The organism is Pseudoalteromonas sp. SaAl2 (assembly GCF_052947895.1).
In genome coordinates this window covers 2,669,145-2,681,900 of the sequence record NZ_CM129605.1, presented here as the reverse complement: position 1 = coordinate 2,681,900, position 12,756 = coordinate 2,669,145, and the positions used below count along the sequence as shown (strand labels likewise).

At 40.9% G+C, this 12,756-nt stretch carries 11 protein-coding genes and 1 pseudogene; 6 read left to right on the top strand and 6 right to left on the bottom strand.

The genetic code is table 11. The features are described from left to right. Positions 1 to 21: 21 nt before the first annotated feature. Positions 22 to 183, top strand: coding sequence for a hypothetical protein (locus tag ACU8V8_RS12690; protein WP_446887752.1), 162 nt, complete (start codon positions 22 to 24; stop codon positions 181 to 183). Positions 184 to 227: 44 nt separating this feature from the next. On the opposite strand, the gene ACU8V8_RS12685 is transcribed toward ACU8V8_RS12690, so the two are convergent. Continuing rightward, a complete protein-coding gene (locus ACU8V8_RS12685; RefSeq protein WP_446887751.1) occupies positions 228 to 1,424 on the bottom strand; it encodes an MFS transporter in 1,197 nt (398 codons plus the stop codon). A gap of 213 nt (positions 1,425 to 1,637) precedes the next feature. Here ACU8V8_RS12685 and ACU8V8_RS12680 point away from each other — a divergent pair, with 213 nt between their 5' ends. The 3 genes from ACU8V8_RS12680 to ACU8V8_RS12670 are packed head-to-tail and all read left to right on the top strand — an operon-like array spanning position 1,638 to position 4,633. Then, on the top strand, positions 1,638 to 3,371 hold the full coding sequence (locus tag ACU8V8_RS12680; RefSeq protein WP_446887750.1) for a vWA domain-containing protein: 1,734 nt from the start codon (positions 1,638 to 1,640) through the stop codon (positions 3,369 to 3,371). Positions 3,372 to 3,408: 37 nt separating this feature from the next. Continuing rightward, complete coding sequence (locus ACU8V8_RS12675; RefSeq protein ID WP_446887749.1) at positions 3,409 to 3,990, top strand: sigma-70 family RNA polymerase sigma factor; 582 nt, start codon at positions 3,409 to 3,411, stop codon at positions 3,988 to 3,990. Beyond that, positions 3,980 to 4,633, top strand: a complete 654-nt coding sequence (locus ACU8V8_RS12670; RefSeq protein WP_446887748.1) for a hypothetical protein — start codon at positions 3,980 to 3,982, stop codon at positions 4,631 to 4,633. The genes ACU8V8_RS12675 and ACU8V8_RS12670 overlap by 11 nt, the downstream gene beginning before the upstream one ends. 13 nt (positions 4,634 to 4,646) lie before the next feature. Here the strand turns inward: ACU8V8_RS12670 and ACU8V8_RS12665 are convergent, their stop codons facing one another. From ACU8V8_RS12665 to ACU8V8_RS12650, 4 genes are all read right to left on the bottom strand, one after another. After that, positions 4,647 to 6,701, bottom strand: a complete 2,055-nt coding sequence (locus ACU8V8_RS12665; protein WP_446887747.1) for a TonB-dependent receptor — start codon at positions 6,699 to 6,701, stop codon at positions 4,647 to 4,649. Positions 6,702 to 6,793: 92 nt separating this feature from the next. Continuing rightward, positions 6,794 to 6,937 carry a hypothetical protein gene (locus ACU8V8_RS12660; protein WP_446887746.1) on the bottom strand — a complete coding sequence of 48 codons (144 nt, stop codon included), beginning with the start codon at positions 6,935 to 6,937 and terminating at the stop codon, positions 6,794 to 6,796. A gap of 4 nt (positions 6,938 to 6,941) precedes the next feature. Further along, positions 6,942 to 8,522 (bottom strand): ATP-binding cassette domain-containing protein, encoded by a 1,581-nt coding sequence (locus tag ACU8V8_RS12655; RefSeq protein WP_446887745.1) that lies wholly within the window; start codon positions 8,520 to 8,522, stop codon positions 6,942 to 6,944. A 203-nt stretch (positions 8,523 to 8,725) separates the two neighbouring features. Then, positions 8,726 to 9,328 carry a hypothetical protein gene (locus ACU8V8_RS12650; protein WP_446887744.1) on the bottom strand — a complete coding sequence of 201 codons (603 nt, stop codon included), beginning with the start codon at positions 9,326 to 9,328 and terminating at the stop codon, positions 8,726 to 8,728. A 265-nt stretch (positions 9,329 to 9,593) separates the two neighbouring features. On the opposite strand from ACU8V8_RS12650, the gene ACU8V8_RS12645 reads away from it, so the two are divergent. Continuing rightward, positions 9,594 to 9,995, top strand: coding sequence for a hypothetical protein (locus ACU8V8_RS12645; RefSeq protein ID WP_446887743.1), 402 nt, complete (start codon positions 9,594 to 9,596; stop codon positions 9,993 to 9,995). 93 nt (positions 9,996 to 10,088) lie between these two features. Further along, the gene (locus ACU8V8_RS12640) at positions 10,089 to 11,180 is read left to right on the top strand and encodes an endonuclease/exonuclease/phosphatase family protein (protein ID WP_446887742.1); all 1,092 of its coding nucleotides are present in this window, start codon (positions 10,089 to 10,091) and stop codon (positions 11,178 to 11,180) included. Between the two features lie 42 nt (positions 11,181 to 11,222). Here ACU8V8_RS12640 and ACU8V8_RS12635 read toward each other — a convergent pair. Continuing rightward, positions 11,223 to 12,600: pseudogene (locus ACU8V8_RS12635) on the bottom strand (NAD-dependent succinate-semialdehyde dehydrogenase). Between the last annotated feature and the right edge of the window lie 156 nt (positions 12,601 to 12,756).

Here is a 12,756-nt window from a genome sequence, read left to right as displayed (position 1 = left end):
AGATATTTTGGGAGACAGCTAATGTGTAGTTCAGTAAAATCAAACCGGACTGTTAAGAAGTCACAATTTAAATTCGATAATGAGTTGAGCGCAGAGCAACGTTTACGTTTTGCTGCTAAAGCAAATTTAGCGCAGGCACGTCTTGAGGAAAGAAAAGAGGCTAAAAAAGAGGTGGGCTGCTAAGCAACATGTTCAGCAACCCAAAAAGCAGACTTTACTAAGTTGGCTTAAGCATCTTTTTTTAAAGTAATATTGCGACCACCTAGATAGCCGAATAGCGCACAGCCTAAACTTGCTATGGCACATAACCACAAAGTAGATGCCCAGCTATTAAAGTAAGCATGCAATGCACCTGCTAGCATCGGCCCTGTTGCTGCAATTAAATAACCAATACATTGTGCCATGGCTGAAAGCGATGCTGCTTGACGGCTGTTATGTGTGCGTAAGCTCACAAACGACAAACCTAAAATAAAACAGGCACCTGAGCAAAAGCCTAAGGTAATTGACCAAAACAAAGCTAACCCAGGCATAAATAGCAAACCAAATGAACACAGTGCGCCAATTAGGGCGAGTGAGCTGGTTAAAACTCGTTGATCTTTTAATCTCGCTAATAACGGGATCAATACAATGCCAGGGATTGCTGAGGCCGCCTGAAATGCCCCTTGCATAGCGCCTGCTTTAACGGGCGATATGCCACCTTCAATTAAAATACTGGGTAGCCATGCGACCATAATATAAGTGAAAAATGAATTAAGCCCCAATAGCAGAGTAATTTGCCATGCGAGAGATTGTTTCCATACATTAGCTTGTACGGGAGGTGGGGTTAACTCTTTCACTGGCATTGTGTGGTATTTAAGTTGTGGCAACCAAAGAGTAATACTGAGTAAAGTAAATAAACCATAACTTGCAAGTGCTAGCTGCCAGCCTAAATTATGCCACTCACTGAGTGGTAGTACGATAGCAGAGTAAGCACCGCCAAAAATAGCCATCGCCAATACATAGGCAGAGGTCATAACAGCGATTTTATGCGGGAAGTCGCGCTTTATTAAGCTCGGAAGTAGGACGTTACCTATAGCGATACCCACACCAATAACAGCGGTGCCTAAATACAACAAAGGCACGCTGGTGATGAGTCGAGAAGCCAGCCCCGCACCAATAAGTATTAGGGCAATAAAAAGGGCGACTTCAAGTCCGAGCTTTTTAGCAAGTAAATTAGCCAGCGGTGAGGCTAATGCAAAAGCTATTAAAGGTAAGGTAGTCAACATTCCAGCCTGAGAAGGAGACAAGCTAAAAGAGGCAATAATCTCCTCGAGTACAGGAGCGATACCAGTCACTGGCGCACGTAAATTAACAGCAATAAAGAAAACGCCGAGAATGAGAATAATAGAAGAAAAAGCAGTCCGCTTAGTTGGGGTAGAATACAAAACTAAATCACCAAATTGATGGAAAGTGATTTAATTATACCCGAAGGGTAATAGCGTTGATATTAAATTGACTACTCATTAGCCTTTAATTTTGAATAACTTATTCTTAACAATTTAAATAAAAGCTAGCGCCTTTAAAAAAAATTAACCCCACTTTTTCAAGTCATCCGTTTATAGCTGTAGTAATCCAAATTTGATTTAAAAAGGTGACTTATGAATAACGTTTTTCATGATTATGGCAATAACAAACAAATGAGTCTTACGGTGCTAAGTCTTGCCGTTTTAGTTGTTTTAACTGGCTGTAAGCAAGCACCACAAAACTCAGTAAAAGAGCAAGCAGATGAAGTTGAAATTACGCAAAGTAAAGCCCGCAGTGAACAGGTGTTAGTTGCACAAGAGCAGATGCAAAAAACACAGCGGTTACATGCTGTAAGTTACGAAGCAATGCCGCAAGGGATGATACACACAAACGCCAGCATTAGTTTAATGCCGCCGATGTCTCGCCCAACTGCAGATGATGCTGTATTCATTACAGAGCAAGATCGTGAAAACTATTTAAAATCACAGCAGAACCCTGTTAAGCAAACAGCCTCTGAGCCGGTATCTACTTTTTCAATTGATGTTGACACGGGCAGTTACAGTAATACCCGTAGGATGTTGAATATGGGTAAGCTACCGCCTGTTGATGCCCTGCGCGAAGAAGCCTTTATAAACTATTTTGATTATGACTACAGTGCGCCCGAGACTATTAACTCACCCTTTAAGGTACATACTGAGGTGGCAACGGCGCCTTGGAATGAGCATCGGCAATTAGTAAAAATTGGCATTAAAGGGTTTGAAATTGAAAAAGCAGATTTAAAAGCGGCGAATTTAGTATTTTTACTGGATGTATCTGGCTCTATGAATGCCGCAAATAAGCTACCCTTATTAAAAACCAGCTTAACCATGTTAACTAAACAATTAGATGAAAATGATTCCGTTGCTATTGTTGTGTATGCTGGTGCCGCAGGCGTGGTATTACCAGCAACTAAAGGCAATGATCAACATGTTATCAGTGCTGCGTTAGATAAACTGGCTGCGGGCGGTTCAACAAATGGCGAGCAAGGCATTGAGCTGGCTTATCAAATAGCACAGCAAAACTTTAAAAAAGGTGGTATCAATCGGGTGATTTTAGCCACTGACGGCGATTTTAATGTTGGGATGCAATCGGTTGATAAACTCAAAGAGTTGGTGGCAGCAAAACGTAAAACGGGCGTTGCTTTGACTACGCTTGGTTTTGGCCAAGGTAATTATAATGATGGCTTAATGGAGCAACTCGCTAATATTGGCAACGGTCAACATGCCTATATTGATAACATTAACGAAGCACGCAAAGTGCTGGTTGATGAGCTTAGTAGTACCATGCAAATTATTGCCAAAGATGTAAAAATTCAGGTGGAGTTTAACCCTCAACAGGTCGCAGAATATCGTTTAATTGGTTATCAAAATCGCGTACTCGCTAATGAAGATTTTAATAACGATAAGGTCGATGCTGCAGAGTTGGGGGCGGGCCACACAGTCACAGCGCTGTATGAGATTACGCTAGCAAACTCCGAGCATAAACAAATAGATGAACTGCGCTACCAATCTAATCAAGATAAAAAACCGCTTGCCAGCAATGAACTTGCCTTTGTAAAAGTGCGCTACAAACAGCCAGACACAGAGCAAAGTGAGTTGCTTACTCAAGCAATTAGCAGCGATAAAATACAGCCGTTATCGCAGGCAAGCTTTGACTTTAAATTTGCCGCGGCAGTCGCTGGGTTTGCGCAGTTATTAAAAGGTGCAAAATATACGGGGGACTGGCAGTATGAAGATTGCGCTAAATTGGCAACCGCTAACAAAGGCATAGACACATTTGGTTATCGCAGTGAGTTTGTGCAACTCGTTAATAATGCTGCGGCATTGTGATTTAAGTAGCGGCACGGTGATTTAAGTAAAGGACGTTATGACAGAACTAATTGATGAGCAATTAATGTTGAGTTATGGACAAGGCGATGTACAGGCTTTTACCCAGCTGTACCTGCGCCATAAAAATAGCTTATATCGTTATTTTTTACGCCAATGCGCTAACCCGCAAGTGGCTGAAGAGCTCTATCAAGAAGTATGGAATAAGCTAATAAAAGCGCGCTCGCAGTATCAAGTGAGCGCCAAATTTACTACCTGGTTGTATCGTATTGCGCATAATGAATTGATTGATTATTACCGCCGCGCTGGTACGCAAAGTAAATGGTTAGACGCCGATAATCAAGATCTTGAAACTGCCGAATTTGCTGATCATAACAGTCAATCAGATACTGAAAAACTTGATCAGGCCCAGCAAGCTAAGCAGCTAAAAGAGTGTTTAGCGCAATTACCCCGAGAGCAAAAAGAAGCGTTTTTACTCAAACACGAAGCTGACTTTACTCTCAAAGAAATTGCCGAATTAGTGGTAGAAACAACTGAAAATATCAAAAGTCGCATCCGTTACGCTGTAGCCAAGCTAAAGCATTGTATCAATTATAAATTGGAGACTAGCAATGAGCGATAAGTTAACCCGTCATGATATTGCTTCACTTTATAAACGGGGTGCAACGGAGCAGCCAAGTTCACAACTTGATGAGCAAATACTAAAACGCGCAGCAGATGACGTTACAGCTAATAAAGTAACTCCAATCACAAAACCTAAGCGCTTTTATCAAACCTGGTATGGGCAATTATCGACAGCAGCATCACTGGTATTAGTGGCAGTTTTATATGTGCAAAATACCGCACAGTATTTTAAGTCGCCTGAGGCTATGAATGAGCTGCAAACTTTAAGCGATGAGCAAAGCGCTACAGCACCAGAGGCTGTGCTTGAAATGATGCAAAGTGAAGCGCAATACCAAGATCAACAAGCGCAAGAGCAGGCTCAAATGATGCAATTAAAACAAACCCAGCAGCGTCAACAATCTGAAAAAATGGCTGACAGGCAATTTGTCGCACCAAGCATGGCAGCTAAAAGTGAGCTGTTATTAGAGCTCGAAGTTATCACCGCAGAGGTGGCAAATACATTTAGGCACATAGATACACTCATTGCTGATGGCAATACCACAGCTGCGAAAGCACAGCTTAGTGAATTATTAGCAGCGCACCCTGAACTCAAGGTGCACTTAACTGAGCAATATAAACGACTGCTTGAGCAAGCCAATTAACAGCCAGAACCCATTACCAAGCGTAACTTGCTGAGAACATTACATTACGCGGGCGCCCCGGAAAATAACGGTCGCCGGTAAAGCTGGTGTAATCGGCGCGTTCGGCATAAGCGGTATCAAATAGATTATTAATTCGTGCTGTGAGCTTTAGTTGCTCAGTTAGCTGCCAAGCGCCACGTAAGTTAATTAAATTATGGCCTGCGTAGCTGTGTAGGTTTTCAGGGTCGGTAAAATAATCACTAATATGATGCCATTCTAAAGCAACTAGGGTGTTATTACTTACTTGCCAGTTAGCTTGTAGATTGGCGATATTACGCGGCGCCGTGTCTATATCGTTACCGTTAATGTTCACCCCAGATAAAACTTGGTCATAGTCGTATGTGTGTACCGCATGGCTTGCAGCAAGGGCAAGCTTTATTGACTGAGTGAGTTGATAATCAAGCTCAACTTCAATACCGCGGTGTTTGGTTTGCCCGTCATTAATGGTAAAAAAGTCACTATCTCGAAAAATCACATTTTGTTTATTCATTGCATATGCTGAGAAAACATAATGCAGTTGTTGGAGCTGGCCTTTAAAGCCCAGCTCTACATTGTCTGCAGTTTCAGATTCAAGGTCAGCCACTTGCTGCTCGCGTTGTAATTGGTATAACTCCGCTGCTTGCGGTGCACGGTAGCCTTTGGATAAGTTTGCATATAAATAATTATCAGCACTTAATTGGTAACTCAGGCCTAATTTAGGAGAAGTATTGGTAAAGGTATTTTCGCTACTGGGTGGGCGAGAGTAACGACAACCACCAAAGCTGCACGCGTTGCCATTCTCGTCAGTGCGACCAGCAAGCATATTATTACTGTAGTCATAATTGAGTTGTTCAAATCGAGCGCCAAGGCTAATACTAAGCGCTTGCCATTGCCAATCAAGGCTAATAAAAGGCGCTAGTAGTGTGCTGGTTACATCGTAATCGTAATGCTTACCTTGTGGTACTGTAGCGACTAAAAATGCTGAACCTTGAGTTGGTTGGTCTTGATATTGTAAGAAATCAGCACGGGTGTATTCGCCGTCTAGGCCTAAGTTAATAGTCAGTTCATTCGCGTAAGCATGTTGCCAAAGTGACTGAATACCAAAGCCATTTTGGCTATTCTCTTCAAGCGGTGTACCCGGTAAAAAGTGCTTAAAAAAGGTCATGCTTTGATTGCGTACATAGGGGGTAATGGTGAGCGTATCTTTTGCTGTTTGCCACTGCACCTTTGACCAAAGCCTAAACGAGCGGGCTTTTCTAAATGCATCAGGGTCAAAATTTTGTTGGGCTATTTCATCATCTTTATAACTTTCAAAGCCTTCGATAAACCCTGCGGTTTGTTGATCAAGGTTGGTATAGCTTAGCCCTGTTGTAATTGATAGTTCGTCGTTGGTGTAGCGGTGACGTAGATTTAATTTCTCTTGGTCGACGCTTTCATCATCACGATAACCCGTATCACGCGTCACGCTGGCATTAATTCCAATGCCTTGCTCGTCTAAGTCTTTCCCGCTGCGCAATTTAAATCGACTATAGCCGTACGACCCTAAATCAAGGCCGAGTAAGTGCTTATCATAGGTGGTGTCTGGGGTGATAACATTAATAACCCCGTGTACAGCATTTGAGCCATAAAGCGCAGAGCCTGGGCCTTTTAACACTTCAACGCGCTCGGCCATCTCTGTGTGGGCTTCAAATAGCTCGTTAATATTACAAAAGCCTGCGGCGCGCAGTGGAATACCGTCTTCAGCTGTTAATATACCGCCACAGGCACCCGCCCCAGAAAGCACCGCAGAGCGCAATGCGGGCAAATATTCTTGACCATTCCCGTGTTGAACATTGGCACCCGCAATTTGTTTCAAAACTTGCTCGATATGAGTTGGGGCAATTAAATCCAACTGCTCTTTAGTTATGCTGCTGATCACCAGAGGTAGCGGATCGGCGCTAACGTCAACCCGAGACGCGGTGGTAGTAATGCGTTCAATGTCGTTTTGTGCAGCGAAAGCGTTAAAGGCTGTCGGTGTGAGCAGCGCCAGACAGAGGAATCGAGAAAGCATGAATGCCCTTTATCTAAGATATTTCAAAAGGGCAGGATATAACCTTTTTTAGAAATTCTAAAGCTTTAGCTTAAAGCCTAGTTCAGTGTGCTTTAATATTTTGGCTTATATTGTTTTAAAACTAATGCGCCAACTAAAAGCATCAGCAAGCTAAATAAGCTACCACCACCACTACTACCGTCTTTATGATTAACATTGGCTATTTTGTCTTCTTTAAATAATAAAAAAGTTCTCACGCCGTTACTTTAAGGTAATTTGGGTTGTTAAACTAGCTTGCTGAATAAATTCCTCATCGTGGCTGACTAATATAAAGCTGCCGGTAAAATCAGCCAGATTTTGTGCAAGGTGTTGTTTGTTATCAAGGTCTAAATGGTTATCGGGTTCATCGAGTAACAATAGAGAATCCGCGGCATTTTGTGCGGCAATGAGCATGGCTAATTGCATTTTCTCTCCGCCGCTAAGTTGGTTTATTGGCCTGTATACATCATCGCCTTTGAAACCAATATTCGCCAGTAGGTGGCGGAGTGTTTGCAGCTCAAGTTCGCAATGTACCTCTAGTGCCTTAACTAAGCTGTCTGTGGCGGTTAAAAATGAGCAGTGCTGGTCAATATAAAGCACCTTGCTGTTAAGTTGAATTGCCGTTGCTGTGGATGACTTTGTAGATTCGCTGATCATTCTTAGTAGCGTTGATTTACCCGAGCCATTAGCCCCTGCAATATGTAATTTATCGCCACTGTTAATTTGTAAGGTCACTGGGTTTTTACTACAACCACAAGGTAGGCCAAGTTTATCAATAAACAGTAAGCGTTTATTGCTGGTGGGTTGGTTGAACTTTAACTTTCGTTCAATGCTTTCAAGGAGTTGCTGTTTTAGCTGTTGTTGTTTTTTGGCTAACGCATCAAGCTTTGCTGAGGCTAAACGCTCATTTGCGCCTTTACTTGCTTGCGCACTGTTTTTGTTAAAATCTAACATGACTTTAGGTTGGCTAGCACTGCGGCGGTGCTTATTACCTTGTGCAGCGCGTTGTTGTGCTTTTTCATGGTTAACTTGAGTTTGCTGTTGATGTTTTTTTTGCTCTTTTGCTAAGTGATTTATTTGTTTCGTAAGCGCGGTTTGTTGCAGTAATTTTTGCTGGCAAAAATGCTGATAGTTACCGGTTTCGTAATGAATGCCATGACTGTTTAACTCAATGATAGCACTGCAGTGATCAAGTAATTGGCGATCATGGCTAACAACAACGACTGGCCCTTTAAATACATGTAATTGTGTTATTAACCATTGTTTTGCTGCTTGATCTAAATGATTGCTTGGTTCATCTAAAATCAGTAAGTCTGGCTGTGCTTGAAGGGCACAATAAAGTGTTAAACATCGCTGCTGCCCAGGGCTTAAATGGCTTATTGGTGTTGTCAGTGGTGCTTCAATAGCTAAGTTTAATAGCTGTTGTTGATAATTTTTCTCACATAACCAATCGTCGCCTACCAACGCAAAATCAGCCTCAGCACTACTCCCTAAGGTTATACGTGCAATGGCCGCCAACTTTTGATCGATTCCTAACTGTTGGGCAATGGTGTGTGAGGAGTCTTGCAAATAACGATCACTCAATTGCTGTTGTGACACGACTAACCGTGTACCACTAAATTCAACATTTCCCGTACTAGGTTGTTGTTGGTTTGCTAATATACTCACCAATATTGATTTTCCGCTGCCATTAGCGCCGATAATCGCGGTGAGTTTTTTGTGAATTGAAAAGTTAAGCTGTTTAAATTGTACATAACCATCAGGGTGTTGATAGCTTAAATTATGAACGTGTAAAGTATGCATAATGCCTCTGGAGTGTGCAGGGCATGGTGCGCAAAGCAATAATAATTATATTGTGATAGGTCGAAATATGACGAATTTTGCGCCCACTAACCCTGTAAATTCAAATAAAAAAACGAATTTCAACAGGTGTTAGTTATTCATTAATGCGCAAACTCCATTAGGTAAGTGCTGCTATTTTAAACAAACCTTAAAGTGTTTGTCACTTACTTTTTATTTAGCCATTTGTCCATGGCGATATCATATGCTTGGGTTATTTTAGTTTTAGGGCAATCTTTGCTACCCGTGATGTAACTATCGGGCAAATCATTTTTAGGCATCGAGCCACCACCAATAAATACTTTTTTAAAGCACTTATCACCAATACGATACGTGATGAATTGCATGTTTTGTTGCTCAATTTTTAAAATAGGTTGCCCAGGCTTAGCGTGATCTTCAGGAACGCTGATTCTATCGGGGTTTTCTGGGTTTAGCGATGTTAAATGTGATGATGAATACGAACTTTGATACTGCATTTTTATATTTTTTAAACCTTTATTGAGGTCTATTTTTTTGAACTCTTTAGCAGGAGTTATTGCTTTGTGTTTGGTAGCGGTAACCTTTGCTTTTACTTTATTTTTTATAGGCTTTTTAGGTGCCTTTGCTTTTACTTTATTTTTTAAAGGTTGTTTATTTGCTGGTATTGAGGCTGCAATAGCCGGACTGCTTTGTTTTTTTACTGTGGTTTCAGCCAGTTTAGAAGTTGGTTCTACCTGACTGGGCATGCTGACTACATAGACTTTCATTGCTGCCTTTTGGGCACTAGGCATAGTGGCTGTTTTACAGTTTATTAATACTGTGAAGATAACCGCATGGATAATCACTGAAATTATGAGAGGCCAACACCATTTTGCCACAATAAATGTTCCTTATAAGATGATTTCATATGACCCTAAAACCAGTAAAAAGTGCCAAATAATTTATATGTGAGTGTTTACTACTCTCACTGTGCTTACATTCTTTACATTTGAGTTAATTTTTTATTCAGCTTAACTCACTAAACTTAAAAGAAAGTAAAACACTGAGATTAAAATTATGAAAAAAACAATTGTACTTTGCGTGATGGCATTCGGGTTGGTATTACTACCTCTTGAAAGTAAAGCAGGTAATAAACATGACAGAGATAGGTATGAACACAAATACGACAAGAAGCATCAATTTATAAAGCATAAAAAAGCGAAAAAATATGATAAGTCTACTGATGTCTTTTATAAGTTACCTTCAGGGCTATACAAAAAAGTAACGTATTCTCACCGCACTCCAGCGGCAAAGCCGAGGAAGTATCGTAAAGGTGATAAGTTAAACAAGGAAATGTACCGCCGTGGCAGGGTGTTAAAGCACGATAAACGCAATGGTGTTGTGGTACTTGAAATAGACAGACGAATCTATCACCTAATGCACGATAGCCGTAAAATACTCGCAATAATAATGCGTTAATACTTTCAGTCAAAAGATTTCATTGCTGATTCATTTGTAGTTGCTATGCTAAAAGCGTTTGTTTTTAATTTACAAAACTACAAGGATTGATGTGTGTTCATATTATTAGCTGGCATTACGGTTATGTTGTTTATCGCGAGTATTTTACCGCTTTCATATAGTCAACACTTTGCTGTAAGAGGCGCAGACTTCATTCGGTTACAGGTATTTTACGGGGCTGTGATTAGCCTTGTGTGCGCTTGTATTACTGCAATAATTTATAAAGAAATGCCAACTACTTTTTTTATCGTAGTCGGGGTGAGCTCGCTCGTTATAGTAATGCAGGGGTGGTGGATATTTCCATATACTAGGCTTGCTAACAAAGAAGTTAAAAGTAGTGACAAGGATGCAGCTCATAGTGTGCGAATAATGAGTGCAAATGTTTTGATGTCTAACCACAATAGTGACGATTTAATTGCGTTGGTTAAACAGCATAAACCTGACTTACTCGTTACCTTAGAAAGTGATAGCTGGTGGCAAGAACAATTAACTGAGCTGCATGATGATTACCCTTACCGTATTGCATGCCCAAAAGACAATCGTTATGGCATGCATATATTTAGTAAATATAAGATCATTCAACATAAAATCTGTGAATTAGTGTCGGCAGATATTCCGTCGATCCACATCTTATTTGAAAATGCAGATGGCCTGATCATACAAGGTCACTTTATTCACCCCGAGCCGCCAAGTCCCACGGAAAAGGAAACGTCTCGCACGCGAGATAGCGAACTAATTATGGTGGCAAAAGCAGTTAAAGAGCCCATAAGACCAGTGATTGTTGCAGGTGATTTAAATGATGTTGCATGGTCGCGCACGACACAATTATTTATGAAGCTCAGTGGCTTTTTAGATCCACGCAAAGGAAGGGGCTTTTTTAATACTTTTCATGCCGATTACTTCTTTATGCGTTGGCCACTGGATCATTTGTTTCACAGTACTGGCTTTACCGTTAAGCGTATTAAGCGCTTAGCTAAATATGGATCAGATCATTTTGCGCTATTAACTGAGTTGGTGTATCAAAATGCTGAGCAAGAATCGCAATTAGATAAAGATGAAAATACTTTAGAGGTTGCTGAAAAGCTAAAAATGGATGAAGTCGATAAACAACAAGTACCGACCTTCAAAAATAAAAAGGGCCAATAAAGGCCCTTCGATTTTTAAAAGGTTTCTAAAATAAATATAAAATTAGCTGTTGATCATAATTGTTTTGATATTCACAAATTCGCGAATACCAAAACCACCGTGCTCACGTCCGTAGCCACTGTCTTTTACACCACCAAAAGGTAAGTTTGGTTGTGCTAAGCCATACCCATTGATATTTATCATGCCTGTATCAAAGTGTTTTTTGGCAAGCTCTATGGCTTTCTTTTCATCTTTTGAGAAAATGCCGCCACCTAAGCCATAGCGAGAGTCATTAGCTATGCGCATCGCATCTTCGTTGTCTTTGGCTTTTATCAGTGAAGCTACAGGGCCAAATAGTTCATCATCATAAGCAGGCATGCCAGGTGATAAGTTTTCAAGCAGTGTCGCAGGATAATAAAAACCAGTTTGATCTGGGATTTCGCCACCAAGGACTATTTTAGCGCCAGCACCAACAGACTCTTGAACTTGCTGATGAATTTTGTCTCTTAAATCTTCTCGAGCCATTGGGCCTAGGTCAGAGTTTTCATCCATCGGATCGCCAAGTTGTAAGCCTTTAAATTGCTCGGCAATACCTGCTTTAAAGTCATCATATAGCGAGTCAACCACAACATAACGTTTTGCCGATACACATGTTTGACCGTTATTAATCATACGACCTTGCACACATGTTTTAATCGCAAGCTCTAAATCTGCATCATCGAGTACTAAGTAAGCATCATTACTACCTAGTTCAAGTACTGTTTTTTTCACATGCTTACCAGCTGCTTCAGCCACTTTTTTACCTGTGCCATCGCTACCAGTAAACGTTACACCGCGAATTGCCTTATGGCTGATAAGTTCGCTGGCGGTTTTACCATCAATAAGCAAGTTTTTAAACACATGGCTTGGGAAGCCTGCTTCAATAAACATCGCTTCTATTTTTTCAGCCATACCAAATACATTGCCGGCATGTTTTAGTACAGCTGTATTGCCTGCCATTACATTGGTCACTGCATAACGTATAACTTGATAAAGCGGAAAGTTCCAAGGTTGAATACCCAGTAGTACACCCGTAGGCTGATAGCTAATCAGTGCTCGACCATTTTGCATTGGACGCTCTTCATCAGCGAGTTGTGTTTGCCCATGTTCGGCACTGTAACGGCATATTGCAGCACACAGTTCGACTTCTTGCAGGCCTTGTTCATACAGTTTACCCATCTCTAGGGTCATTAAAGTGGCAAGGGATTTTTTTTTGTTGTTCAAAAACATGAGCAAGTTGGTTCAAATGTTTTGCTCGCTCAGTCAATGAAACGTGACGCCATTGCAAAAAAGCCTCATGGCTTTTATCTATCTCATTTTTTGCTTGTTTTAAGTCAAGCAAGGTATAGTCTTCTATAGCTTGCTCTGTCGCAGGGTTGATTGTCGTTACTGTGTTTGTCATCTTTATCTCCTTACAAATAATATTAAATAAGGAGTGTGCAAGGCTAACACCAATTCTTGGTCAGACAATGAATTAGGTTTTAACATATTGCTGTGCATTGATTTTTTTATAAAATAAATAGCTTTAATTGTGTTGTGGTTTTAGGTTGGTGCAAGT

What these genes read in the sequence shown, in the direction of transcription:
- ACU8V8_RS12690 (WP_446887752.1), top strand. Translation starts at nt 22, where the DNA reads ATGTGTAGTTCAGTAAAATCAAACCGGACTGTTAAGAAGTCACAATTT.
- ACU8V8_RS12680 (WP_446887750.1), top strand. Translation starts at nt 1,638, where the DNA reads ATGAATAACGTTTTTCATGATTATGGCAATAACAAACAAATGAGTCTT.
- ACU8V8_RS12675 (WP_446887749.1), top strand. Translation starts at nt 3,409, where the DNA reads ATGACAGAACTAATTGATGAGCAATTAATGTTGAGTTATGGACAAGGC.
- ACU8V8_RS12670 (WP_446887748.1), top strand. Translation starts at nt 3,980, where the DNA reads ATGAGCGATAAGTTAACCCGTCATGATATTGCTTCACTTTATAAACGG.
- ACU8V8_RS12665 (WP_446887747.1), bottom strand. Translation starts at nt 6,701, where the DNA reads ATGCTTTCTCGATTCCTCTGTCTGGCGCTGCTCACACCGACAGCCTTT.
- ACU8V8_RS12655 (WP_446887745.1), bottom strand. Translation starts at nt 8,522, where the DNA reads ATGCATACTTTACACGTTCATAATTTAAGCTATCAACACCCTGATGGT.
- ACU8V8_RS12650 (WP_446887744.1), bottom strand. Translation starts at nt 9,328, where the DNA reads ATGCCTAGTGCCCAAAAGGCAGCAATGAAAGTCTATGTAGTCAGCATG.
- ACU8V8_RS12645 (WP_446887743.1), top strand. Translation starts at nt 9,594, where the DNA reads ATGAAAAAAACAATTGTACTTTGCGTGATGGCATTCGGGTTGGTATTA.